18 protein-coding genes are annotated in these 25,190 nt (G+C 56.8%); 9 read left to right on the forward strand and 9 right to left on the reverse strand.

From position 1 onward, the window contains the following. The first annotated feature begins 53 nt into the window (after nt 1-53). The 8 genes from ACR0B3_RS11610 to ACR0B3_RS11645 all read left to right on the forward strand — a co-directional run bounded on the left by ACR0B3_RS11610 (nt 54) and on the right by ACR0B3_RS11645 (nt 12,619). Nucleotides 54-1,694, forward strand: a complete 1,641-nt coding sequence (locus tag ACR0B3_RS11610; RefSeq protein WP_480809209.1) for a thiamine pyrophosphate-dependent enzyme — start codon at nt 54-56, stop codon at nt 1,692-1,694. Beyond that, the gene (locus ACR0B3_RS11615) at nt 1,694-2,884 is read left to right on the forward strand and encodes a pyridoxal phosphate-dependent aminotransferase (protein WP_480809210.1); all 1,191 of its coding nucleotides are present in this window, start codon (nt 1,694-1,696) and stop codon (nt 2,882-2,884) included. Before ACR0B3_RS11610 ends, ACR0B3_RS11615 begins: the two co-directional genes overlap by 1 nt. Next, nucleotides 2,884-4,227, forward strand: a complete 1,344-nt coding sequence (locus ACR0B3_RS11620; RefSeq protein ID WP_480809211.1) for an MmgE/PrpD family protein — start codon at nt 2,884-2,886, stop codon at nt 4,225-4,227. Before ACR0B3_RS11615 ends, ACR0B3_RS11620 begins: the two co-directional genes overlap by 1 nt. Nucleotides 4,228-4,296: 69 nt before the next feature. Next, entirely contained in the window at nt 4,297-5,202 is a 906-nt protein-coding gene (locus ACR0B3_RS11625) for a LysR substrate-binding domain-containing protein (RefSeq protein ID WP_480809212.1), read from the forward strand. Nucleotides 5,203-5,742: 540 nt separating this feature from the next. Continuing rightward, a complete protein-coding gene (locus ACR0B3_RS11630; protein WP_480809213.1) occupies nt 5,743-5,907 on the forward strand; it encodes an RSP_7527 family protein in 165 nt (54 codons plus the stop codon). A 373-nt stretch (nt 5,908-6,280) separates the two neighbouring features. Beyond that, the gene (locus ACR0B3_RS11635; protein WP_480809214.1) at nt 6,281-7,777 is read left to right on the forward strand and encodes a trimethylamine methyltransferase family protein; all 1,497 of its coding nucleotides are present in this window, start codon (nt 6,281-6,283) and stop codon (nt 7,775-7,777) included. A gap of 4 nt (nt 7,778-7,781) precedes the next feature. Further along, nucleotides 7,782-10,199: a GcvT family protein gene (locus tag ACR0B3_RS11640; protein WP_480809215.1), complete on the forward strand. Its 2,418-nt coding sequence runs from the start codon at nt 7,782-7,784 to the stop codon at nt 10,197-10,199. 5 nt (nt 10,200-10,204) lie between these two features. Then, the gene (locus ACR0B3_RS11645) at nt 10,205-12,619 is read left to right on the forward strand and encodes a GcvT family protein (RefSeq protein WP_480809216.1); all 2,415 of its coding nucleotides are present in this window, start codon (nt 10,205-10,207) and stop codon (nt 12,617-12,619) included. 34 nt (nt 12,620-12,653) lie between these two features. On the opposite strand, the gene ACR0B3_RS11650 is transcribed toward ACR0B3_RS11645, so the two are convergent. The 6 genes from ACR0B3_RS11650 to ACR0B3_RS11675 all read right to left on the reverse strand — a co-directional run bounded on the left by ACR0B3_RS11650 (nt 12,654) and on the right by ACR0B3_RS11675 (nt 20,201). Next, entirely contained in the window at nt 12,654-13,652 is a 999-nt protein-coding gene (locus ACR0B3_RS11650; protein WP_480809217.1) for a GlxA family transcriptional regulator, read from the reverse strand. Between the two features lie 24 nt (nt 13,653-13,676). Then, complete coding sequence (locus ACR0B3_RS11655) at nt 13,677-14,936, reverse strand: aminotransferase class V-fold PLP-dependent enzyme (RefSeq protein WP_480809218.1); 1,260 nt, start codon at nt 14,934-14,936, stop codon at nt 13,677-13,679. A gap of 19 nt (nt 14,937-14,955) precedes the next feature. Continuing rightward, a complete protein-coding gene (locus ACR0B3_RS11660) occupies nt 14,956-15,969 on the reverse strand; it encodes a glutamate cyclase domain-containing protein (RefSeq protein ID WP_480809219.1) in 1,014 nt (337 codons plus the stop codon). After that, nucleotides 15,970-17,232: a PLP-dependent aminotransferase family protein gene (locus tag ACR0B3_RS11665; protein ID WP_480809220.1), complete on the reverse strand. Its 1,263-nt coding sequence runs from the start codon at nt 17,230-17,232 to the stop codon at nt 15,970-15,972. It lies immediately after the preceding gene. Continuing rightward, the gene (locus tag ACR0B3_RS11670) at nt 17,229-18,713 is read right to left on the reverse strand and encodes an aldehyde dehydrogenase family protein (RefSeq protein WP_480809221.1); all 1,485 of its coding nucleotides are present in this window, start codon (nt 18,711-18,713) and stop codon (nt 17,229-17,231) included. Before ACR0B3_RS11670 ends, ACR0B3_RS11665 begins: the two co-directional genes overlap by 4 nt. 111 nt (nt 18,714-18,824) lie before the next feature. Beyond that, nucleotides 18,825-20,201 (reverse strand): aminotransferase, encoded by a 1,377-nt coding sequence (locus ACR0B3_RS11675; RefSeq protein WP_480809222.1) that lies wholly within the window; start codon nt 20,199-20,201, stop codon nt 18,825-18,827. A 105-nt stretch (nt 20,202-20,306) separates the two neighbouring features. On the opposite strand from ACR0B3_RS11675, the gene ACR0B3_RS11680 reads away from it, so the two are divergent. Continuing rightward, a complete protein-coding gene (locus ACR0B3_RS11680; protein ID WP_170759714.1) occupies nt 20,307-21,233 on the forward strand; it encodes a LysR family transcriptional regulator in 927 nt (308 codons plus the stop codon). 106 nt (nt 21,234-21,339) lie between these two features. Here the strand turns inward: ACR0B3_RS11680 and ACR0B3_RS11685 are convergent, their stop codons facing one another. The 3 genes from ACR0B3_RS11685 to ACR0B3_RS11695 all read right to left on the reverse strand — a co-directional run bounded on the left by ACR0B3_RS11685 (nt 21,340) and on the right by ACR0B3_RS11695 (nt 25,132). Next, nucleotides 21,340-22,470, reverse strand: a complete 1,131-nt coding sequence (locus tag ACR0B3_RS11685) for a Gfo/Idh/MocA family protein (RefSeq protein ID WP_480809223.1) — start codon at nt 22,468-22,470, stop codon at nt 21,340-21,342. A 9-nt stretch (nt 22,471-22,479) separates the two neighbouring features. Further along, the gene (locus ACR0B3_RS11690; protein ID WP_480809224.1) at nt 22,480-23,223 is read right to left on the reverse strand and encodes a sugar phosphate isomerase/epimerase family protein; all 744 of its coding nucleotides are present in this window, start codon (nt 23,221-23,223) and stop codon (nt 22,480-22,482) included. A 478-nt stretch (nt 23,224-23,701) separates the two neighbouring features. Then, nucleotides 23,702-25,132 (reverse strand): NAD-dependent succinate-semialdehyde dehydrogenase, encoded by a 1,431-nt coding sequence (locus ACR0B3_RS11695; protein WP_480809225.1) that lies wholly within the window; start codon nt 25,130-25,132, stop codon nt 23,702-23,704. Between the last annotated feature and the right edge of the window lie 58 nt (nt 25,133-25,190).

A 25,190-nucleotide genomic window follows, 5' to 3' on the forward strand; every position in this document is an offset into this window, starting at 1 on the left:
ATTTTTGGATTCGCGCCGCTGCTGAAACAAGGATGGGAAAAGGAGAAATCGCGATGCGGACAGGTGGACAGGTTCTGATCGACATGCTGAGGATTAACGGCGTCGAAGCCATTTTCGGCGTTCCCGGCGAAAGCTATTTGGCCGCGTTGGATGCGCTGCATGATTGCTCGAATACGTTGAAATACTATACCACCCGGCAAGAAGGTGGCGCGGCATTCATGGCGGCGGCCTATTCGGATGCCACCGGCAAACCCGGGGTGTGTTTCGTTACACGTGGGCCGGGGGTCACCAACGCCTCAATTGGGGTGCACACTGCACAGCAGGGCTCGACCCCTCTGATTCTGCTGATCGGCCAAATCCCACGCGCGCATCGCGATAAGGAAGCGTTTCAAGAGGTCGATTACCGCCGCTTTCTGGGCCATATGGTCAAATGGGTGGCCGAAATCGATGACCCGGCCCGCATCCCTGAATATGTGAACCGCGCATTCCGCACGGCGCTGTCCGGTCGTCCCGGGCCAGTGGCACTAGCGTTGCCCGAGGATATGCTGGCTGAATTGACCGACACCGCCGATCTACCGCAGGTGAAACTGACCCCCACAGCGCCTACGCATGCGGACTTAGAACAAGTGATCGAGCTTCTCGCCAAGGCAGAGCGCCCGCTGTTGCTGTTGGGCGGGACTTGTTGGACCAAAGAAGGGCAGGCTGCTGCAATTCGGTTTGCCGAAGATCACGGGCTTCCAGTTGCAGTTGGTTTCCGTCGTCAGGGTCTATTTCCACATGATCATCCGAACTACATCGGCAACTTGGGATTTGGTGGCAACCCAATGCCGAACGCGTATGCAAAAACCGCTGATCTGGTAATTGCGTTGGGTGCACGGTTGAATGACGGTACTACGCTGAAGTTCAGCCTCATCAATTCTCCGCAACCGAATTGCGAATTGATCCATATTCTACCGGGGGCCGAGGATTTGGGGCGGCTGTATCAAGCCGATCTTCCAATATTGGCTGATCCGAGCGAGGCGGCGAAATCTCTGGCACTGCTACCGGTTGCAAAGCGTCATTCCACTGCAGATGCACGTGCCGAATATGAGGCGATGCGTGATCTGCCAGTACAGCGTGGCCCAGTAGACATGGCCGAAGTGATGCGCGTTATCAACACCACCTTGCCACCCGAGACGACGATGACCACCGGCGCAGGCAATGCCGCCGACTGGCCCAATATCCACTATCACTATCGTCAGTTTCTGGGCGCTCTGGCTCCGATCTCGGGTGCGATGGGGATGGGTGTACCAGCGGCTGTTGCGGCAAAGGTTGCGCGCCCTTTCGCGCCAGCCGTCTATATTGCCGGGGATGGTGATTTTCTTATGAACGGGCAAGAGTTGGCGACGGCAGTGCAATACGGGCTCGATCCGGTTTTCATCATTGTCGACAACGGCATGTATGGCACCATTCGTGGAAATCAGGAACGCAAGCACCCCGGTCGTGTTTCCGGCACTAGGTTGAAGAACCCCGATTTTTCGGTTGTGGCGCAGGGCTATGGCGCACATGGTGAACGGGTGGAAACCACTGCTGAATTTGCCCCTGCCTTGGAACGCGCTTTGACTTCGGGCAAAGCGTCGGTCATCCACATTCTTGTTGGGCCCGAGAGCCTGGGTCCAAATCAAACACTAGCTGATCTTGCGGAGGCGTCGTGATGCTGTCTCAACTGGTTGATGCGTTGCCACCATCACCGATCATTGGTGTGTTCAACAAAGCGTTTGAAATGCGCCAGTCCGGTGCTGACCTCATAGACTTCTCGGTTGGTGAGCCAGATTTTGACACACCTGCCCATATTTGCGAGGCTGGAATCGCGGCGATCCGTGCCGGGGATACGCGTTACACTCCGACCGATGGCAAAGGGTCCGTAAAGGCAGCTGTGATCGAGAAGTTTCAACGCGACAATGGACTGACCTTTGCACCTTCTGAAATCATCGTGTGCTCCGGGGCCAAACCGCTATTAGCTGCAGCCATTCAGGCGGTATTGAATCCGGGGGATGAGATGATTTTGCCAGTACCGCTCTGGGCATCTCATGTTGGAATGGTGCAGGCCGTGGGTGGAACGCCAATGCTGGTGGATACGGCAGAAACATCGTTCAAATTGACCCCCTCGGCGCTGGAAGAGGCGATAACACCCAAGACCCGGCTTTTGATGATCTGCTCTCCGTCCAATCCGACCGGAGCGGTTTATTCGGCGGTTGAGCTGGAAGCCTTGGCAGCAGTTCTGCGGCGGCATCCTCAGGTCAACGTCATCTCGGATGATCTCTATGAGCATATTATTTTCGACGGGGCAGAATTCGCGACTCTGGCGGCCGTAGCACCCGATCTGCGTGACCGGATTCTTACCGTCAATGGTGTTTCAAAATCTTATGCAATGACCGGCTGGCGAATTGGATTTGCGGGCGGTCCCAATTGGTGGACCGCAGGTATCCGGAGTCTGTTCAGCCAGACCAATGGTGGACCGTGTTCCATCAGTCAGGCAGCAACGGTTGCTGCGCTGACGGGACCGCAGGACTTTCTGAAACAGTGGTGTGATACCTATCAACGCCGTCGCGATATTGCATTTACCGAGTTATCTGAAATCGAAGGTCTGGCTACGCAAACACCGGGGGGCGCGTTCTATCTTATGCCAAATTGTGGCGCGTTGCTGGGCCGCACTACGCCTGACGGTCATAAACTTAAAAGTTCGACTGACTTTGCGGCCTATCTGCTGGAACATGGCGCAGTTGTAGTACCCGGACCGGGCTTCTCGTGCGATCCGTTCTTCCGCATGTCGATCGCAACGTCCGAGGCGAACATCGTCGAAGGGATCAAACGTATGAAATCTGCTGTGGAGAGGTTGGTCTGATGGCCCCAAAGTTTGATCAGTTCGCATCTGAATTGACCTACGGAGATCTGCCAGAAGCCGCCTTGTGGAATCTGCGTCGGTCCTTTGTCGATACAATGGGTGTCGCGGCTGTCGGGTCGACGACCGAACTGTCAGGCATTGCACGCCGTGTTGCACCCATGATTTTTGGCTCTGGCACATCCGGGTCGGCAAAAATGCTGATGGATGGGCGCGGGGTCAGCCCTGTTGGCGCGGCCATGGCGGGGGCATTCACCGTTGACAGTATCGACGCCCATGACGGTACGACGCCATGTAAGGGGCATGCAGGATCGGCTGTTTTTCCCGCGCTGATCGCCATGACGCAGGCACATGGCGCAAATATTGACGGTAAGCGGTTCGCTGAACTGCTGGCGACAGCTTATGAGGTTTCGTATCGCGCGGGGCTTGTTCAGCATGCTACCTGCGCCGACTATCACACCTCGGGTGCCTGGACTGCGGTGGGAGTCGCCGCAGCGGGTGCCAAGCTTTTGGGCGGCGATGCAGATCAAATCCGGCAAGCAGCCGGGATTGGGGAATATCACGGCCCGCGCAGCCAGATGATGCGTTGCATTGATCACCCGACCATGTTGCGTGACGGAGTTGGCTGGGGTGCGCCATCCGGTGTGACAGCCGCTTATCTGGCGATGGAAGGGTTTACCGGTGCCCCGGCGCTGACATGCGAGAGCGAGCAGGGGGCCGAATACTGGGCTGATCTTGGCGCCGGTTGGCGACTGATTGACCACACGCATTATAAGGCCTACCCCTGCTGCCGTTGGGCCCATCCCTCGTTGGATTCCGTTCGGGACATGATGCAGCAACACGGCTTCACCCACGAGCAAGTGGATAGTGTTGAGATCCGCACATTCCACTATGCCACACGCCTAGCCGGGCGTGAGCCACAAAACCCCGATGAATTCAGCTATGCGATCGCATTCCCCGTCGCCGCAATGATTGTTCGGGGCCAGGTCGGTGTCGAAGAGCTAAGCAAACAAGCACTTCAAGACCCGGACATCTTGCGCGTCAGCCGCTCTATCAAGCTGATCGACGACCCTGAGATGACCCGCATCAGCACCGAAAAACGCTGGGCTCAGGTGACGATCACGTTAAAGGACGGCCGCAAGATTGAGGGCGCTCCGCGCACACCTCGCGGAGATGCCGATATGCCGCTAAGTGATCAGCAGATCACGGACAAATTCTACCTTTTGGCTGAACCAGTTCTGGGCAGCGCGCGGGCCCGGGAAATTCACGAATTATCCTCTGGATTCGATCATCTGAGCATATCCGAACTGCGGCATCTGCTGGATCTTTGCACCAATAGCACATGAGCCCTAAGGACTGGGATGGGTGGATAAACTGCATTAGTCTTTACGCAATACGCGTTTCCGGAGATACAGATGTCACGCAAGATCCCGCCCTTTGCCGCAATCCGGGCGTTTGAGGCTGTTGTCCGCTTGGGCCGCAATGTGGAAGCTGCTCAAGAACTGAACATCAGCGCCTCGGCCGTTAGCCATCAGATACGGTCGCTGGAAGCATTTGTTGGTGCGCCGCTTTTGAAACGCCGCGCAAACCAGACCGCAGAATTGACCGAAGAAGGCAAAGTGATCTTCGAACCCGTCCGTCAGGCGCTGGACACGCTTGATGAGACATTTGCCCGATATACCGCTGACAAAAACGACCAGACGGTTTCGGTCCACATGTTCCAGTCACTCGCCAACATGTGGTTTATCCCGAAACTGCCGCATCTGCGCGAAGCCGCACCAGAAGTAACGGTTAACGTTGTCACCATGCCCGAGGAAATCTCGCTCAGCGGCAGCGAAGTTGATATGGCCATCGTCTTTGCAGACAAGCCTCCGCAAGACGCCCGGTGTATCAAACTGTTTGATGAAGTGATTCAGCCGGTTTGTTCTCCGCAGTATCTCGCCGCAAGGGGATCGGTCCCTCAGCCCGAAGAAATGGTGTCAGAGCCGCTGATCCGAAGCCGACACCACGCAAATGAATGGGATCGATGGTTCTCTGCCGTCGGGTTGAGCCAGGTTTCATGGAAACCGATCGCCGAGATGGATAATCGCTCGAACACATTGCAGGCGGCCCACAGCGGTTTGGGTTGGGCAATGGATCGCCGCCCGTTCGGAGAGGGAAGTCGACGCAAAGGGCAGCTTGTTGCACCGTTCGAGTTGAGCTTGCCAACCGGCAACGCCTATTATCTTCTGACCTCCTACCGCGCAGACGGATCCCGCGCGGTGACCCAGTTCCGCAATTGGCTGCTGCGTATTTGTGCCAAAGAATTCCTGCCCAGCTAACCCTCTGAAAAAATTGTTCTGAGAGGGAGATCGGGCCGCGGTGATCTTGTAAGAACCTAGAGCACCGTGGCAAACTGTGCTGGGCTTATTGATTGGTTTTGGCGCGCTCACTGACCAGAACGGGAAGGTTCTCGTTCCCCAGTTTTGCCCGCAGATTGGTGCGCACAAAGGTAATATGTGCAATCACAGCCGGTAGGAACGGTCCGGTAGACGGCAACGATCTCAGCAGGCAGCAAGGTTGGCAGCTCTGCCAGGGAGCTGGAGTAAGACGATTAATCCAGAACTGAACGATGGGGATGGAACTGTGCAGAAACGGTATCCCGGTTGCCAATTGCGACGTTAGTTTCCTTGCGCGATACTAGATGAAATTAGGATGAAACTCAGCAAAGGATCTCGATCCAACCAAGCGGCTACAGCCGCAATTCTAATTTGGCTGCAAGGTATCCGCTATACGCATAACGGGTTCTCGATAAAACACGGTGCTGTGTTGATAGCGCTCACTATATCATCATCGTGAAACAATCATTTTGAGGTATTCAAATGCTGAACGGTGAATACAAAGCGATGTCGAACGATGAACTCAATCGGGTGATTTTAGAAGCTCATCAGATGCGCAGCGAGCATATCAACTCTTTGGTTTTTAATGGCTTGCACACCTTTGCAAAAGCGTTCCGCCATGTGTTTGGCCGTGCTCAGACAACCTGAGCATCGGCTGTACTTTTTCACATCCTAAACGCTTGATGCGCAATCTGACCCAAGTTGTCGAGGTCGGATGGATATCTGAGCCACAATCACGCGGCTATATTCTTGCTTGGGTCGCCTGACGGTCAAGTGTGATCTCGGCTATTTGGTTTAGTGCCCTTTTTGGGGGAGCTGCGGCAGAGTCTGCGCGCTTACCTTAATTTCCTGCGACACTTATAGTCGCCTCAATCCCCGTCGCGATATCACATTGTCGAGTTCGCCAAAAGCTCAATGCTTTGAGTGAATATCATTCATCAAGAATGGAAAATAATGGAATTGAGCTAAATTTAAGCCCTCCATAAGATGCGCAAAAATGAACTTTGCCGAGGGCGCTCTCATGAGGCGTACAAGAACCAAACGGGGTGTCAAATCAACCACCCCTCAAATGACAGCTCCACCAATTGGTGGACACTTTATGCCGCTGGATGATGCCAAGCTTAGGCATATAACTGATACGGCCTTTGACATTCTGGCTCGGATCGGTGTTTCGGGTGCGCCCAATGATATCCGTGAGTTGGCGCTGGAAAACGGGGCGACCGAACGCGAAGATGGGCGCATAGTCTTCTCGCGCGATCTTGTTGAGGATGTGATTGCAAAGGCCTGTAAACGGGTTGAATTGCCAGGGTTTGTTCGCGACCGGGGCATCGAGGTCGGCGGCGGTCGGGTTCATATCGGGACGGGTGGTGCCGCTGTACAGATATTGGATGCTGCCACGAATTCGTTTCGCGACAGCACCTTGCAGGACCTCTACGATCTGATGCGCATCGTCGACGCAAGTGACAGCATCCATTATTCGTTGCGCCCGGTTGTGGCGCGGGATCTCGAAGACCCGCTGACGCTGGACATCAACACGGCCTTCGCCGCGATGAAGGCAACGTCAAAACCCATCGGCACAAGTTTCTTTGAGCCCGCCAACGTTGCGCCTGTGATCGAGATGTTCGACGAAGCCCTGGGTGGAGAAGGCAGTTTCAAAACTCAGCCTTTCTGTTTTGCTTCGGTTTGCCATGTGGTGCCTCCATTGACGCTGGCCGAGGAAGCCTGTGGCGTGATGCGCGAATGTGTTCGGCTGGGCATGCCGCTGCAAATTTGTTCGGCGGCGCAGGCAGGGGCGACCAGCCCGGCGTCACTGGCGGGGGCCTTGGCGCAAGGTCTGGCAGAGTCGCTGGCGGGTCTTGTTCTGGTCAACATGATGCAGCCGGGTTTCCCCTGTATCCTGGCCTTTCTGCCTTTCATTTCGGATCTTCGGACCGGGGCCATGACCGGCGGTTCTGGTGAAGCCGCGGTCGCAAACGCGGCGGCTGCGCAGTTGTTGCTGAACCTGGGCCTGCCCTCAACCGTTTCCGCAGGGATGACAGATGCCAAGACGGCGGATGCGCAATCCGGATATGAAAAGGGTTACACCATCGCGCTGGCAGCCCAAGGCGGTGCGGACATGATCAATTTGTCGGTGGGAATGCTGGGTTCGATCATGGCTGCCAGCAGGGAAGCTTTGGTGATCGACAACGATATGTGTGGAGCCATCCTGCGCACCGTGCGTGGTGTCGAGATGTTTGAGGGCTCTATTGATCTGGACATGATTGAAGAGGTTGTCACGGGTGAAGGTCACTACTTGGGCACGGCACAGACGCTGGACCTGATGACCAAGGAATATGTCTATCCAACTCTGGGCGATCGCCAAAGCGTCAATGACTGGTTGGAAAGCGGTGCGCAGACGGTTTGGGATCGCGCCATCGCTCGCGTAGCCGAGATCGAGGCTCAACCTGCACCGTCGCACCTGCCCGCTGAAATTGAGGCCGCGCTGCGTGCGCGCCTGCCCATTCATCTGAAAGCCTGAACGTATGAAAAGCCAAGCCAAAGTCGTGATCATCGGAGGCGGCGCCGTTGGTGTGTCGACCCTTTATCACCTCGCCAAAGCAGGTGTGACCGACACCTTGTTGATCGAAAAGAACGAACTGACCAGCGGTTCGACATGGCATGCCGCGGGAAATATCCCGACCTATGCCAACAGCTGGGGCGGAATGCGTGCGGGCAACTATGCGTGGCGGCTGTACAAGGATCTGGCCGACGAAGTCGACTACCCGATCACGTATCGCCACACCGGCGCATTCTGGCCCGCACACACGCCCGAGCGTATGGACCTGTTCCGTCACCTTGTCGGAATCTCCAAGGGCCTGGGATATGACATGGCGATGCTGACCCCGTCCGAAATGGATGACATGCATCCCTATTTCAGCTCGGGTGACAGCATCATCGGGGGGATACTTGACCCTTATGAAGGTGATGTGGACCCTTCGCAACTGACTCAGGCATTGGCCAAGGGGGCTCGGGATCTTGGCGCAACGATTGCGCGGTTCACAAAAGTCACCGGCATTGAGCGTCGTGCCTCGGGTGAGTGGGAGGTTCAGACCGACAAGGGCAATGTGGTCTGTGACATCGTTATCAACGCAGGTGGTTATTACGGCCGTCAGGTGGGTGAGATGGTCGGGCAGAAGCTGCCCGTCGTCACCCTGGAGCACCAGTATCTAGTCACAGAAAGCCTGCCCGAGCTTGAGGCCAATCCCGAGAACTTCCCGCTCGTCCGTGACCCGGACATCATGTATTACTTGCGACGCGAACGGAACGGTCTGCTGCTGGGGTCTTACGGCCATGAAGGCCGCCCTGCATGGTTGGACGGAATGCCTGATTGCTTTGCCAACCAACTCTATCCCGATAGCGTCGATGATATTGCCGAAATCCTTGAGGCCGCGCTGGATCATGTCCCTCTGTTGGGTGAGGCCGGTGTAAGCCGGTTTGTAAACGGCCCGATCCCGTACAGCCCCGATGGCGCACCGCTCTGTGGTCCGGCGTTCGGCTTGCCGAATTTCTACCACGCCTGCTGTTTTCCGGTCGGCATCACGCATTCCGCTGCAGCGGCAAAAACCCTGACCGAATGGATCACCCAAGGTGAAACCGAATGGGATATGTCCTTCTGGGATCCGCGTCGCTTTGGCGAAGAATGGGCAACGTTTGACTATACCGTGAAACGCTCAAGTGAGCTCTATGAGCATCAATATGCCATTCCTTATCCGCACCGCCTGTGGAAAGCAGGCCGCCCGGTTCAGACCACGCCGCTTTATGACACGCTCAAGTCCAAGGGCGCTGTTTTCGGGCAGGTCGCCGGTTGGGAACGCGCCTTTTGGTTCCAAACGGACAGCGTCAAGGATGATGGCCAGCTCAGCTTTCACCACGAGGTCTGGCATGATGCGGTCAAGGCCGAGTGCGAAGGGGTGCGCGACAATGTCGGCGTGATGGATCACGGCGGCTTCACCCGGTACGAGGTCGAAGGTCCGGGTGCGACCGCGTTCCTTGATCAGGTGTTTTGCGGTGCCATGCCATCCGTTGGTCGGGTCAAACTGTCTTACATGCTGACGCCCAAGGGAAAAATCTGGTCCGAAGCCACAATCGCGCGGCTGGATGAGAACAAATACTTGCTGTGCGGCCCGACGCTGGCCGATCAACGCGATCACGACTGGATGTCGCAATTTCTGCCAGATGCCGGCGTCTCTTTGACCCGGGGGTCCGATTTCGACGCGGCACTGATGGTGATGGGCCCGAAATCACGCGACGTGCTGCAACCGTTGACCGACGATGATCTGTCAAAAGACGCCGCGCCGTGGATGTCCGTGCGTGAGATCACGATTGCCGGTGCCCCTGTGATCGCCCTGCGCGTCTCGTATGTGGGTGAGCTGGGATGGGAGCTGCACATGCGCAGCGCCGATCTGGTTTCCGTCTACTCAGCCATCATGGAGCAAGGCGCAGATCACGGTATGGTCGAGTTCGGGTCCTATGGGCTGAACGCTATGCGGCTTGAAAAAGGCTATCACGGCTGGGGCGCGGATTTTGGCATCGAATACACTGCCTTTGACGCGGGACTTGACCGGTTCGTCAGCAAGAAGAAAGACAGTTTTGTTGGGCAAAACGCGTTCCTGACGCAGGCTGAGCAACCGAAAGACTATCACTTTACAGCTTTCGTCTTGGACGGCCACGGAGCTGACGCTCTGTCTTCGGACCCGATCTGCCGCGATGGCAAGCCTGTGGGCTATGTCAGTTCTGGTGGCACCGGGTTCCGGATCGGAAAACGCATTGCCCTTGGGTACCTGACCGAAGCCGCACAGCCCGGCGACGTGTATCAGATCGAGGTGCTGGGCGAGCCGATCAACGCGACGGTGGCGACGGTTCCGTTCTATGACCCGGAAAACGAACGCTTGCGGGGTTGAGAACGATGGCGAAATCCCTACCTAGCGACGTACAGGTCGCCATTATCGGCGGCGGGATTGTCGGCTGTGCCACCGCATACCACCTTGCAAAAGCTGGCTGGTCGGTCGCTTTGCTTGAACGCAAAAAGCTGACCTCGGGCACCACCTGGCATGCGGCTGGATTGGTCAGTGAAACGCAAGGCGTACCGGTCATGTCGGCGCTGGCCAAATATGGCCTTGATCTGATGGAAAGCCTTGAGGATGAGACCGGTCAGAACACCGGCTTCAAGCGCAATGGTTCGATGACTGTTGCGCTGACCGACGCCCGCATGGAGGAGCTGCGCCGCAAGGTCGACTATGCCCATGGTTGCGGGTTGCGCGCGCAAGAGATCAGCCTGTCCGAAGCACAGGATCGCTGGTCGCTGCTGTCGATAGACGGCGCAAAAGGTGCGTTCTGGTTCCCGGGTGACGGCTATACCAACCCGATCGACACGACCATGGCGCTGGCCAAAGGTGCGCGCATGAACGGGGCGCAGATCTTTGAGGATACGAAAGTCACCCGCGTTGTGATGGAACAAGGCCGTGCAATAGGGGTTGAAACCACCGAAGGGCTGGTGCGCGCTGAACATGTTGTCAACGCAACCGGTATGTGGGCGCGCGAGTTTGGTCTGACCCATGGCGTGCAGATTCCACTGCATTACACGAACCACTACTACGTCGTGACTGACCCGATTGAGGGCGTGACCGGTGAATTGCCCGTGCTTCGGGTGATGGACGAATATGCCTACTATAAGGAAGATGCGGGCAAGCTGCTGATTGGCTGTTCCGAACCGAACGCCACCCCGTGGCTGCCGGAAAACGGGTTGCCGGACAGTTTCGAATTTGACGAGCTGCCCTGCGATGAAGAACACCTTTACCCGATCCTGGAAGCCGCCATGGAACGTGTTCCGGTTCTGGCTGAATCGGGTATCCGCAAATTCTTTAATGGGCCCGAGTGCTTTACCCCCGACACCAAACACTATCTGGGACCGGTCCCGGATGTGACTGGGTACTGGGTTGCGGTCGGCTTCAACTCGACCGGGATTCAGAACGGACCCGGGGCGGGCAAAGCGCTGGCCGAATGGATCATGGCCGGTCACATGACCATGGACCTGACCGATGTTGACAGCCGCCGCATCGTACCGGGCCTGAATGCACGCAGCTACACGGCGACCAAGGCGGCGGAAACGCTTGGCCATGCATACGCGATGCACTGGCCCTATCTGCGTAAAATTGAGGCCCGAGGCCTGCGCCGCACACCCTACTACACGCACTTGCGCGACGCAGGCGCGCAGTTCGGCAGCGCCAATGGCTGGGAACGCCCGCTGTATTACGGTCGCGAGATGACCGACGGGTTCGGACGTGAACCGTGGTTCGACGACTGGCAGGCCGAGCATCAGGCGATGCGGTCTGATCTGGGCTGTATTGACCTGACATTTGGCCGGTTCATCGTGGACGGACCGAATGCCGAGGTGCACATGCAGCGGCTTTGCGGGGCCAACATGGCCGTTGATCCCGGCGCGCTGATCTATACGCATATGTTCAACGCGCTAGGCGGGATTGAGGCTGACGTGACTGTCGCGCGCCTGAGCGAAACGCGTTACATGGTGATGGCCTCTGCGGGGGCAGAACCGCAGACTGAGTTTTGGTTGAAGACCCAGTTGGCGAGTACCGCGATTTCGGTGGTCAACGTGACGTCTGCCGAGGCCACACTCGCGCTTATGGGTCCCCGCGCACGGAACTTCCTGGCAGGTTTGACAGATGCCGACCTGTCAAATGACGCGTTCCCGTTTGGATCGTGGCAGACACTGCATGTCGGCCATGCTCCGGTCCGGGCGCAGCGCATTACCTACGTGGGTGAGCTCGGGTGGGAACTACACATCCCTGCAGAATTCGCCCAGCAGGTTTTCGAAACCATAATGGCCGCAGCAAAGCCGCCCCGCCTATGCGGAGGCATGGCGGTAGACTCCTGCCGGATCGAAAAAGGCTTCCGCCACTGGGGGCATGATATCGGCCCCTTTGATAGCCCTGTCGACAGCGGGCTGACTTTCGCGTGTGATTTCTCGACGGATTTCACCGGCAGAGAAGCGATCGAAGCGCGTAAATCGGCTGGTGCTGCCAGCCGTTTGCTCAGCTTCCGCCTTGAAGACCCAGATGCACTGGTCTTTGGAAAAGAACCCATTCTTTTCGGAGATCAAATTGTCGGACGCCTGACTTCGGCCAGCTATGGTTGGGCTGTTGGTGGCGCGATTGGCATGGGTTACATTACGCGACCCGAAGGTATGTCACTTAGCGAACTCGCCGCGTGTCGTTATCAGATCAAAGTGGTTGGTCGGTCGGTGACTGCACAGGCAAGCCTGCGTGCGCTTTATGATCCTGACAATTCCAGAATGCGGAATTGACCCGCAGATCATGAAATGCAGGGCAGGGCGGAGCTCAGGCTCCGCTCTGCTCTATATGAGGTGAGACGCCAAATTGTCGTCGATAAAGTCGAGAGAAATGACTGGCGGTAGCGAACCCGCAAGCTAATGCCACATCAATGACACGCATATCAGTTTGTTGTAGCAGCCTGCGCGCCCGGTACAGCCTGAGCTCGGTCATATAGTTCTTGGGCGTGCTGCCAACATATCGCGCAAAGAGCCGTTCAAGCTGTCGCGTTGAAATGCCGACCTCATCGGCGATCATCGATGTTGGCAAAGGGTTTTCCAGACTGTCCTGCATGACCGCCACAGCCTTAGAAAGTTTCTTGTTCCGATGCGGCAATCGGCAAAGATCAGTCATAGTTTGGCGGCTGTTACCTGGCCGCATCGAAGAACACAAAAGGTGATCAGCGACCTGATTTGAGGTTTGCGTGTCAGACCTTTCGCGGATCAAAGCTGAAAACAGATCGAGCGTCGCGGCGCCACCACCACATGAGATGATGTTGCTTTCATCTTCATAAATCGTGCAAACAGGGTCCAGTTTCTGGAAACTCTCCTGAATCACGGGCTGCAAACGCCAGTGTGTGCTGATCCGTCCTTTGTCCATTAGACCAATTCGGACCAGGAACAAAGCACCGCCCCCCAAGCCGCACAAGCGCGCTCCAGTCCGCTTCGCCTTGCGCACCCACGCTGCGACTTTTTCGGAGGGCGCTGCCCGCAGCGAATCCAACGGCCCGCAAATCACGATGCAATCGTCCCGGCGCACTTCAGGCAGTGCGCTTTCAACCGCGACCATCATCCCCGACGAGGACTGAACCGGATCGCTGTTTTCGCTAACGATAGCCCAATGAAAGATTGGCTCGTCTCTGGCGGTGTTGGCAGCGGACAGCGAGTCAATGCCAGCCCCCAGATCCAACGCCGAGAAGCCGGGCATCACCACGAAGACGAACCGATGCCTGATGGCTCGATTATCCTCGGTGGCGATGTAGTCTTCTTGTGAACGAACCAATCCCATCAGAATGAACTGCCCAGCCTTAAATCAGCCATCAGGGCCCAGCACTTTGATCGCACCCAGAAGGCGGGCGATCTCTTGCTCGGTGTTGTAGTGACAGAACGAGATACGGATACAATCAGGCAGACCCAAAGGATCAAGCACGTTGCCAGAGTAATGATCCGCCTTGCGCGTATGTGTTCGGATGCCCTGCTGGTTCAAAATCTCGACTACATCTTCCGAGGCTTTACCATCGACTACAATCGACACCAGTCCCTCGCGCGCGGGATTGTCGCAACCGGCCAGGATGGTGACATGCGCCATATCGCGCAGCCCGGGCAAGTTGCCGGTGCCGTTGATCGCCGCGTTCGTCAGATGCGTTTCATAGGCGTGGATCGCACGGCCTGCGGCCTCGATACGTTTTCTTGGGTCGGTCTCATCCGAAACCTCACCGCCCAGCCAGTCGAAATAGGACACCACGTCCGAAACAGTTGCATAGGACCCGGTATCGCGGGTGCCGAATTCCCACCCCGCTACAGGGGCATTGATCAGCATGTCGTGCGGTGTGATACTTAGCCGATCAGAAATCCAGGCGATGCCATACCCGTGGCGTGAGAACACCTTGTAAGGTGAGATCGCATAGCCATCGACATTGTAGGCGTCCAAATCCAGCTGCCCATGGGCGGCGTGCTGAATACCGTCAACGATGATCATGCAATCCGGGGCCACGGCCCGGATCGCAGCCGAAATGGCTGCAACATCCATGCCCATACCGGTCACGGGAGACGCATGCAGGATTGTCGCCACCGCTACATCCGGGGTCATCAAGGCGGCGTAGTCTGCGGCGGTGACGAGTCCGATTTCGTCATTATGCACAACGTTCACATACTCCAACCCAGCAATCTCGGCCCAACGCTGTGCAGCCGAACGTGTGGCTGGATGTTCGATCGAAGAGCCGATGACCTTGGCACCCTTCGGCGCAGCTAGGCAAGCGGTGCGGATCATGCGAAACAGCAATTCGGTGCCGCTCTCGCCCGCAAAGAACTGCCCGCTCGTGGCATTCATGAAAACGGCCAGATCTTGCTTGGCTTTGTTGATCACATTCTGTGTACCCTGACCCGCAGGGTTGATACGCCCCGGATTGTCTGGGATCGCCGCATAAAAGGCCGAGGTTTCGGCGACGGACTTCAACGTGAGCGCCCCACCGGCATTTTCAAAAAAGATACGCTCACCCTGAAAGGGGCAAGTGTCGACATGGGCGAACCGGTCGCGGATGGCGTCGATAAGGGCAGGATTATCTTGGATCATTGGTCAGTCCTGTAAGTTGTCAGAGCGCGCGGCTCACGATCGTGCGGCAAAGCTCGGCCACCGCGATATGACTTTGGCGGGGAAAGCCGTCGACACTGTCATCGACGATCCCGTGGGTTGAATTGATCAGGCCGTTTGCGACCATCGTGTCCAGCAACAACGCCTCGCGTTCGGGCGTATGCAGAAGTTTTGTGTTCCCTGCACGCGCGGCCATTGCCGCAACAATCGCCGTGCAGCCCCAATTCGAACAGGCGGCCGTGACCAGAACATCGCAGCTGGTAACCGCGCCAATTCCGCCACCGCATCTGCATTGGCACTTATCACCGTAGGGCACGTACGCCTTTACGTGATCTGCGACCTTGCCCATGCCGATCTCATTGCCACCATCACCGACAGCAACGACAGGAATGCCGCGTTCCAGCGCCAGATCGAACAGAATGTCGACACGCGCACGCCCCATGCCATAGTCGATCCCACGCATGGAGTGGTAAACGCCGAATTCGTTCCGTCCGACCCGCTCGGTTGAGAACAATAGGTCGGGGTTCAACTCAGTAAGCAGTGTTTCGGCCTGTTCCCGACCGCCTTCGTCATCCGTGGCGTAGGGCAACATCACAATCGTGGCGAGGCTTTTGTCAGCCTTGGCAATCTGGGCTTGCTCCAGCGTGACGGGAAATAGCCCTGCCGCCTGACAGGTGCTTTGAATGGCAGGCAGAAGCGTTTCTTCACACAGCATCACGCAGGTTACGTTACGGGCCAGAACCAGCGCCCTTGCGATCGCCGCCGCGCCCGAGGGCCCGTCATTTTCGCCCAACTGGGGCGTTATCCAGGCGCGTGAAACCGATCCGGTGGTCAACACCACCGTCCCGTCCTCGGGTACCGCCATCAGCGCGTCCGCTGCTGCACCGACCAGCGAACCGCCCTGCAAGGCGCGGGCTGCTTCGAACAGGTGTTCGACCCCACGCTCGCCCATGTCAATGTTCACCAGCTGGTCCAGCCGGTTGTCCAGCCTTGTGATCAGAGCCGTATCGGCCATTCAAACTTCTCCAAACAGCGTTGCCGCTGCCCACTGCTTGTCATTCAGGTGGGCTGCAGTCTTTCGCATTGCCGACATTAAGCAGTCTGCCACCGCCATAGCGCCCCCAGCGCGGGCCACTGCGCCCGAGGTTGGCTTTAGGCGGATCGACACGCGCCCGCCCGGTTGGCCATGAGTGTTGACTGTCACGATCCCCTTGTCCCGAAGCATGAGCATCCCAATCGCGGCGGTTACTTCGGCGGGCACCAGGTCGGTGCTATTCGTGCCGGCCATCGCCAGTACGGTCTCTAAAACGTCCTGCTCATCGATCTTTGGTCCTAGCGCCGAGCGTGTGACGCAACCCGCGCCCAGTGCAGCCTCTAGTGCGTCGGCTAAATCCTGACCGTCCTGTGCCTCTTGCAACAACAAATCGGGTGTGAACCCTTGCAGGCTGCGCATGGCGCCGACCGCGATGGGCGCGCGTGCCTCCATTCCCAATTCGCTGGCTTTGGCCTGAACGGGAACCAGCGCCTTGGGGTCGCCGCAAAGCACACCCGCGCGTGGTCCGGACAACCCCGCTTTGTCGGCGTTGGTGATCACCAAATCGGCACCAAAGGACAACGACGCGCCCCCGCCATGCAGAACCGGGCGGAAACGCGCACCATAGGCGTCATCCAGAAATACGACGCAATCTGCAGCTTGCCCCGCGGCGACAGCATCGCGAATGAGCGTATCGTCCAGCATCGATAGTTCTGACGTGACCGGCGTGATCACGAACAGCGCTGGCTTTTCTTCTGCCAATGCGCGCTTTACCGATTCCAGATCGTGCTCTTCACGCACCGGAACGTCAGCCAACCGTGCACCACGCAGCACCGAGGCGTGGCTTCGGTCTCCGGCGGCTACCAGTGATAGCACTGGTTTCTGTGCAGAATGAGCCAATATGGTCGCCACGATCCCGGCGCTGGTGCGGTTGACTACTGCTGCCGCCTCGTGTCCTTGCCCACCCAGATGGGCGATAGCAGCTTGGCGTAGCTCTTCGCCAAACAATCCCGGCCCGATCCATTCTTCGCACAGCACGCTCAGGTCGTCCGGCGTGGCGGGATAGAACCGGAGGTTTCCTGTGCAGATCGCGATTTTTTCGATACCTTCGCGGGCCACGAAATCCGCAGCAACGCGACCTGCCTGGGCCAGCCTGCGCACCTCATCCGCCGAGCTTTTCAGCAGTGTTCCGCGCGCATATCCGACCGAAGGATCGAGGGTGTTTCCAAAGCGATCCGTGTTCACACGCCGCCCTCGATATTGATCGTGACGCATTTGCGGTAGGTATAGGCCTCAAGCGCGCCTTCAATGGAATACTCGCTGCCGGTTCCCGATTGCTTGGTGCCGCCGTACGACATGCCGGGGATCTGACCGCCACCCTGATTGACTTGAATCCAGCCCGCGTCAATGGCGCGCGTCAGACGCGTGATGCGGCTGACGTCGTGGGTGAACAGGAAAGCTGCCAACCCATAATGGGTGTCGTTTGCCATCGCGATCACTTCTTCCTCGGTCTCAAACGGGATGGCGACCATGACGGGGCCAAACACTTCTTCTCGGGAGATACGCCAGCTATTGTCGACACCAGTGATGATGGTCGGGTTCGGGCAAAAGCCAGCGGGATCTTCAGCGGGAGTTTCGCCGATTAGAAAGCGAGCACCCTGCGCCTCTGCCTCGGCCACATAGGAGCGGATTTCGCCATAACGCTCGGCATTAACCACGGCGCCCATGTCAACATCCGGGTCCAGCGCATCGCCTACCTTCAACGCCGCCGATTTCTCGGCCACTTTGGGCATCAGTGTGTCCCAGATATCCTTGTGCACGAACAGGCGAGATCCTGCGGTGCAGCTTTGCCCCTGGCGCGCAAATCGCATCGCGTTTGCAACCTGCTGCGCGGTACTGTCCAGCCGTCCATCTGCAATCGCATCCGGGAAGACGATGGTTGGGGACTTGCCGCCCAGTTCCAGTGTCAGCTTGGCGATCCGGTCCGCTGTGGCTTTGCCAATCAGCTTGCCCACTTCGCTTGATCCGGTGAACGACACTTTGTCAACGCCGGGATGCGCCACCAAAGCTGCTCCGGCCTCTTCGCCCAGACCGGTGACAACATTGAAGACACCCGGCGGTAACAATCCATCTGCCAACTCTGTCAGTTTCAAGATCGCCAATGGGGCGTCTTCGGCAGGCTTAAGAACCAAGCAATTGCCAGTCGCCAGCGCCATCGAAATTTTCACCGCACCCAACTGCAGGGGCGAGTTCCATGGGATGATCGAACCTACCACTCCATGCGGTTCTCGGGTGGTATAGCTGAACAGGCCGGGACCTAAAGGCAGAGTTTCGCCTTTTTGTTCAACGGCGACGCCGCCGTAGTACTTCAATACGCCAGCTGCCCCCATGGCCTCGCCACGCGATTGGGTCTTGATCGCATTGCCGCTTTCGGCTGCAAGGACACGCGCGATTTCTTCAGCATTTTCTTCCAGACGACGGCCCAGTTCGGTCAGCAGCTTGCCGCGCTCGCTCGCGGCCAGTGCGCGCCAGGCGGGCAAAGCGGCCCGGGCGGAGTCAACGGCCAAATTCACTTCGGTAGAGGTGCCGCGGCCGATTTCGCAAATCGGTGCACGGCGCGACGGATTCTCGACCACCAGCCGTCCTTCTGGCCAGTGCCAGGCCCCATTGATATAGCTTCCGGCCAAACCTGCATCGGGCAGTTTAGGTTCTAGATATGTAGTCATCCCGGTTCTCCTCGGCAGGTTTTGGGCGTTCCAGAAATAGAGCGCGCCGCCTTGAGGAACTTAGGCGACGCAGGGATCGGATGAGAGCTGAGCCCGACCCCGAATTACTGATCAGATCTTGGCGCGAACGACTTCCCATGCGTCATCCAAGGCACCTTTGAAGCGTTCTGTCGCGATGTCGATCTCATCTTCATTGATGATCAGAGGCGGCATAAAGCTGATGCGATCTCCGATCGCTCGCAGGTATAATCCCCGATCATGGGCGAAGTTCTGCACAAGCTCACCAACTTTCCAAGAAGGATCGAACGGTTCACGGGTTTTTGCATCTTTCATTAGCTCAAACCCACAGAACAGCCCGACGCCGCGCACTTCGGCCACAAGCGGGTGGTCGGCCATGGCGTGGCATTTTTTCAGGAAGCGGGTCGACACCCTGCGGACATGGCCAATCAGGTCGATTTCGTTGTAAATATCCAGCGCCTCAAGCCCAACGGCGGCCCCCACCGGATGACCGGCATAGGTGTAGCCGTGGCCGAACGTGCCGACCTCATCCGAGTTTTTCATCATGTCCGCGTACATCTCGTCCTTGAACATCAAAGCAGAGATTGGGAAGAACGCAGCCGAGAGAGCCTTGGCGCATGAGATCATGTCGGGCTCAAGGCCCCAGGTTTGAGAGCCCCACATGTTGCCAGTGCGGCCAAACCCGCAGACCACCTCGTCGGCCAGGAACTTGATGTCGTATTTGCGCAGAACCGCTTGCATTTCCTTCCAGTAGCCTTCTGGCGGCATCAGCGCGCCGCCACCCGAGATCGCGGGTTCGGCAAAGAAAGCAGCCACTGTTTCGGGGCCTTCGGCAAGGATCAATTCCTCAAACTTGGCCGCCATCCGGGCCGAGAACTCTTCCTCGCTCTCGCCATCGATGTGAAAGCGGTAATAGTTCGGCAGTTCGGTATGTTTGAATTCGGGCAAGGGCAGGCCGAACTTGGCATGCATATGTGGCTGGCCCGACAATGAAACGGTTGCGATGGTGTTGCCGTGATAGCCACGTACCCGACCAATGATCTTGCGGCGGTTCGGCTCACCGCGTGCGGTGTTGGTGTACCACAGCAGCTTGATCGCGGTATCGTTGGCCTCAGACCCTGAGCACTGGAACATCACGCGGTTCATTTGCACGGGTGCCATTCCAATCAGCCGTTCACCCAATTCGGCGACACGCGGATGAGACCGGTTGTAGAAAGTCGGGGCGAAAGGCAACACATCCATCTGCCGTTTGGCCGCATTGGAAAGCCGTTCGTTGTGATACCCCAACGAGACGCAGCCTAGGCCAGAGAATCCATCGATGATCTCGCGCCCCTCGCTGTCATAGATAAAGACCCCTTTGCCGTGGGTGATCATGGTTGGGCCTTGTTCTGAGTGCTGACGCAAATTCGACTGAGGATGCACATGATGTGCCTTGTCCTGTTCGATCGCGCGTTTCGCGTCTACATTCATTGGGGATCCTCCAAGTCAAAACCTTGCGCGATATCACATTCATATTGACTGAATTTCAATTTCGAAGTTTTTTCAGTTTCGTGAATCTTATTCAGCCTAGAAATCATGAAACCACTGCTCGACCTACGCCATCTTCAACTCATACAAGCCATCATTGAAACCGGCAGGATCACCGATGCCGCCAAAAAGTTGGGCGTGACGCCCTCGGCGTTGTCACATCGTCTGCGCGAAGCCGAGCGCAGGCTTGATGTTCCGCTGTTCACGCGGATGCATAAGAAGCTGCGCAGAACCCCGGCTGCCGATTACATGGCACTGGTAGCCGAGCGCATTTTGACCGACCTGAGCCGCGCCGAAGATGATGTGAGGCGGATGAACGCCAATGTTCAGCATGTTGTTCGTCTTTCGGTCGAGGCTTATAGCAACTATCGCTGGTTGCCGTCCTTCATCAAATTCGTGAAGTCGCGCACCGAAGGGATCGACATACAAATCATGGCCGGTGCACGCAGTGATCCGTTGCATGGTTTGCTCAACCGTCATCTTGATATTGCGGTCATGTCGGGGACAATTGCGCAAGCTGGGATCAGCAGCATGAAGCTGTTTGAGGACCCGCTGCTATATATCATGCCACCGACCCACCGGTTAGCGGATCGTGAATATGTTGAGGGCACGGATATCGTTGGCGAGCCGTTCATCACCTATACCAAGATCCCCGAACCGGATCGTGAGTTTGCGTTGCTGTTCCGACCGACCGACAGCTATCCCAAATGGGCCGCTACAGTTGAATTGCCCGAAGCGATCGTAGAACTTGTTGCTTCGGATCTAGGCACAAGCGTCCTTTCAAGCTGGGCTATTCAATCAGCACTAAACGAAGGCAGAATTGTCGGAAGTCGCGTTACAAAGGATGGTATCTCAGTCCCGTGGAGCGCGGTCCTGCGTACCGAGGACGAGGAGGAAGATGATCCTATATTCCAGATCGCCCAACTGCTTACTGAATGGTGCCATATGCCCAACAGCGGATTTCATGTGTTTTAGGTCCTTTGAGCCTTGATGCGCGAAATCAAGGCAAAGCAGGTGCCAGCGGACAACTTTGGCGACTGCAATCACACTTTAAGGTGCAGGCCAACACTCAAGCTTTCTGTTACCGCAACATATCCTGCGCTTCTTTAGCCGTCAGCGGCTGGGGGCGTTCGCATGTCGTTGTGGTTTCAACCCAAGCCCTGATTTCGCCAGCGGCCAAAACAGATGTCATGACGTCGACTGCATGAATGGCCAAGTCAAGATTGCAGCGATGTGCGCGATTTTGGGCAATGGCCTGAACCATATCCGCGAGGCCAGCTGTACGGTAGTTGGCTTGTACGACATCACCATGCGCCTCATTGGGAACAGAAAAGGGGTGCTCGAAGGGTGCCGCAGGATTTAGCTTTCTGTCCTTTTCGGTAACCAACAACTCTCCCCCAAAGAAATTCGGGTCAGGTACCTGCAGCGTTCCGCCAGAGCCGTACAGTTCCATGTTCGGATGTGAGTTTGCCCAGACATCCCAGCTGGCCCCCAAGGTCACGATGGCGCCGTTCTCGAATTCCAGAAGCGCGTGGATATTCGTTGGTGTGTTCACCGGGATTTCTTCACCACTGCGCGCGCCGTTACGGATTGTGCGCGTGGCAAAGCTGGCGGCGGTCATGGCGCAAACGGCTTTGACCGGGCCGATCAGTTGGATCAGGTTGGTGATGTAGTAGGGGCCAAGATCAAGGATTGGACCTGCGCCGGGTTGGAAAAAGAAGTCCGGGTTGGGATGCCAATGTTCCATGCCGCGTGACATGACATGGCATGTTCCGCCAATCACGCGCCCAATTTGGCCATCATCAATCACCTTGCGAGCCTGTTGATGGGCGCCTCCCAGAAAAGTGTCAGGGGCCGATCCGACCCGCAGCCCTTTATGTTTGACGAGCGCGCGCAGCGCTTTGCCCTGATCCAAACTAAGCACCAACGGTTTCTCGGAATAGGCGTGTTTTCCAGCTTCGAGGATGCGCTTGGTCAGAGCGAAATGCGCCTCAGGGACCGTCAGGTTTACAATGACGTCGATATCAGATGCAGCCAGCAGCCCATCGACCGTTTCCGCACGGACATTAAACTCTGACGCTCGCACCTTTGCCGCGTCCATGTTGATATCTGCAACTGCTCGGACCTCGAGCCCTTTGAACAGAGGCGCAAATTTGAGGTAGGTCGTAGAGATATTGCCGCAGCCAATAATGCCGACTCCAAGATTGGTCATGATCTGTCCTTAAAGAGATTGCACGGTCGCCAATGATCGCGACGCAAAGCGTTGGTGGTCGTTGGGGTTGTCATGCTCGATGACGTACCGAGATACATCAGCTTCCTGCAGCGCACGATGGATAGCGGCCCAGTCCATGACCCCATAGCCCACATCTGCCCAGCCGTCCTCATCAAGGCAGTCCCCATGCGGGGCGAGGTCCTTGATATGTACGGAATGAATCTGATCGGCATAGGTTTGGATAACCTCAATCGGGTTCAGACCTGCGCGCATGACCCAGCCCAAATCAAGTTCCAACTTCAGATGGGGAGAAGCAACTGCAATGATGTCCAGCGGTGTTACGCCATCACCTAGATCGACCAACTCAAAATCGTGATTGTGCCAGCCAAACTTAATTCCGGCCTCTTGCAGGTGTTGGCCAGCGGCAGCGAGGCGCATGGCGAAGGCTTCCCATCCAGCATGATCTGTCGGACGATCATTGGCCTCAAGATACGGAGCGAACATGGCTTCGGCTCTAACAGTATGAGCCAGGTTGATCGCTGTGTCCGGGTCTTGTTCAAGATCGGCGAGGCCGTAGTGAAGAGTAGGCATAGTCAGCCCAGCCATTGAGAGTTCTTCGGTAAGCTCAGATGTTTCAGAAAACAGAGCGCCATAACCTTCAACTTCCATAAATCCAGTTGCTCTGAGCATGGCTAGGGTGTCCAGCAAGGGCCAGCCCCGAGAGCTATAAAGCTGATAAGAAATAGCAGGCATGTTCTGTCCTTTCATCTTTTGAGGATCACAGGCGCATCTCAGAGAATGTATCAAAAAGAGGCTCGTGAGGCACCGAAACCAAGCTGAAGGCAGTCGCCCTTGCTCACGCGGCTTAGCCTGTTCATGCGCAAACTCGTTTTACATGAACCGGTGTGTCTGATCCCGGTTTTTCGACGACCTGAACTTTGACGGAATGAAGCGAATGTACGTTACTGAGCCTCCCCAATTGAACTGGTCCAATGTTATGTTTCGGAAACCTAGGACCACGAATGGCAAACAAGCGACCGAGGCCCGAAGAGATTATCTCGAAGTTACGGCAGGTTGAAGTTCTATGCCAAGATCAGCCAAGCGGAGTTTTGATGACACTGGCGCTTGACATCAAATGAGCTACAGGCACGGGTTCCGCTAATTCGTAAGTCAATGAATCAGGTCATCGGTCGTAACGAAATGCAGGTTTTTCCCGCCGACTCTGCGCCTTTCACACAATCTCGCGCGTGTGCCAGACGTTCTTCGTCGTCAGGTAGTTGTACAACCCTTCGGTGCCGCCTTCGCGCCCGTAGCCGCTTGATTTCACGCCCCCGAAAGGTGTCTCGGGCAGCGAAGCCTCAAGTGTGTTGATCGAAAAATTGCCAACCTCGACCTCGTCGATCATCCGGTCGATATAGTCGGCCCGATTGGTCATGCCATAGCCTGCAAGGCCATAAGGTACGGAATTCGCCTCGGCAATCGCTTCATCCAGATTGGCAACCGGGTTCAGGACTGCAATGGGACCAAACGGCTCTTCCTGCATGATCCTTGCGGATTTGGGCACATTGGCCAGAACTGTCGGCTGGAAAAAATACCCCTTGTCACCAAGACGAGAGCCGCCGGTCAAAAGCTGAGCCCCTTTTGCAACAGCATCTTTGACCAAAGCCGTTAACACGGGTATTCGGCGATCATTGGCAGTCGGCCCCATTTCGACACCATCCTCAATGCCGTTGCCGACAACGGTCGCTGCCGCGCGTTCAACGAACTTCGTCTTGAATTCCTCAAAAATGCTTTCGTGCACAAAGAAACGGGTCGGGGACGTGCAGACTTGGCCCGTATTGCGCATTTTTCGGATCGCACCGCTGACAGCCGCTTTTTCAATGTCTACGTCCTCGCAAACTATGACCGGTGCATGCCCGCCCAACTCCATAAGCACGCGCGTGTCATGTTGCGCGGCAATCCCGGTCAGATGACGGCCCACTGTAGTTGATCCGGTTAACGCAACAAGTTTCACAGAAGGCTGCGGGATTAGGAATTCTGAAATCTCGGAAGGCACACCAAAGACAAGGTTCAAAACCCCGGCTGGCAGCCCCGCGTCCTCGAAGGCGCGAACGATGTGAACGGCACCGCCAGGGGTCTCTTCGGCAGCTTTGAGGATGACCGAACATCCTGATGCAAGGGCGCCCGCGACTTTTCGTGCGGGTTGGCTCATCGGGAAATTCCACGGCGAGAATGCAGTGACGACACCGATAGGCTGATGATGGACCGACAGCTTTGAACCATGCGCGGCTGGAATTACGCGGCCGTATGTTCGCATTGCCTCACCAGCGTCCCATTCAAAAAATTCAGCGCCACGGATAACCTCAAGCCGAGCTTGGGATAGGGGTTTGCCATGCTCTGCCGTAATGGTCTGGGCGATTTCCTCTTGTCGGTCCCGCATCAAAGATGCCGCCTTGAGAATTAGGTCGGATCGATCCCGGGGCGAGGTTTGACGCCAAATCTTCAAACCTTTCTCGGCTGCGGCCAGCGCATCCTGCAGATCGTTTTGGCTGGCGCATGGAAGCCTTCCCAGCTCTTCCTCAGTTGCCGGATTAACCACTGAAATATCGCGGGATGCATTGCGCCATTTGCCGTCGATATACAGGTTGAGATCGGGATACATATGCATACGCCTTTAGTACAGTACGGTTCGAATAGGGACAGGATCAGCGCCAACGTTC

The organism is Ruegeria sp. CE9 (assembly GCF_056537425.1).

Coding starts and splice junctions, on each gene's coding strand:
- ACR0B3_RS11625 (WP_480809212.1), top strand. CDS start 4,297: ATGTCACGCAAGATCCCGCCCTTTGCCGCAATCCGGGCGTTTGAGGCT.
- ACR0B3_RS11610 (WP_480809209.1), top strand. CDS start 54: ATGCGGACAGGTGGACAGGTTCTGATCGACATGCTGAGGATTAACGGC.
- ACR0B3_RS11690 (WP_480809224.1), bottom strand. CDS start 23,223: ATGCCTGCTATTTCTTATCAGCTTTATAGCTCTCGGGGCTGGCCCTTG.
- ACR0B3_RS11650 (WP_480809217.1), bottom strand. CDS start 13,652: ATGGGATTGGTTCGTTCACAAGAAGACTACATCGCCACCGAGGATAAT.
- ACR0B3_RS11640 (WP_480809215.1), top strand. CDS start 7,782: ATGAAAAGCCAAGCCAAAGTCGTGATCATCGGAGGCGGCGCCGTTGGT.
- ACR0B3_RS11620 (WP_480809211.1), top strand. CDS start 2,884: ATGGCCCCAAAGTTTGATCAGTTCGCATCTGAATTGACCTACGGAGAT.
- ACR0B3_RS11685 (WP_480809223.1), bottom strand. CDS start 22,470: ATGACCAATCTTGGAGTCGGCATTATTGGCTGCGGCAATATCTCTACG.
- ACR0B3_RS11670 (WP_480809221.1), bottom strand. CDS start 18,713: ATGACTACATATCTAGAACCTAAACTGCCCGATGCAGGTTTGGCCGGA.
- ACR0B3_RS11645 (WP_480809216.1), top strand. CDS start 10,205: ATGGCGAAATCCCTACCTAGCGACGTACAGGTCGCCATTATCGGCGGC.
- ACR0B3_RS11630 (WP_480809213.1), top strand. CDS start 5,743: ATGCTGAACGGTGAATACAAAGCGATGTCGAACGATGAACTCAATCGG.
- ACR0B3_RS11660 (WP_480809219.1), bottom strand. CDS start 15,969: ATGGCCGATACGGCTCTGATCACAAGGCTGGACAACCGGCTGGACCAG.
- ACR0B3_RS11675 (WP_480809222.1), bottom strand. CDS start 20,201: ATGAATGTAGACGCGAAACGCGCGATCGAACAGGACAAGGCACATCAT.
- ACR0B3_RS11655 (WP_480809218.1), bottom strand. CDS start 14,936: ATGATCCAAGATAATCCTGCCCTTATCGACGCCATCCGCGACCGGTTC.
- ACR0B3_RS11635 (WP_480809214.1), top strand. CDS start 6,281: ATGAGGCGTACAAGAACCAAACGGGGTGTCAAATCAACCACCCCTCAA.
- ACR0B3_RS11695 (WP_480809225.1), bottom strand. CDS start 25,132: ATGTATCCCGATCTCAACCTGTATATCGACGGCAAATGGCGCAATGCA.
- ACR0B3_RS11680 (WP_170759714.1), top strand. CDS start 20,307: ATGAAACCACTGCTCGACCTACGCCATCTTCAACTCATACAAGCCATC.
- ACR0B3_RS11615 (WP_480809210.1), top strand. CDS start 1,694: ATGCTGTCTCAACTGGTTGATGCGTTGCCACCATCACCGATCATTGGT.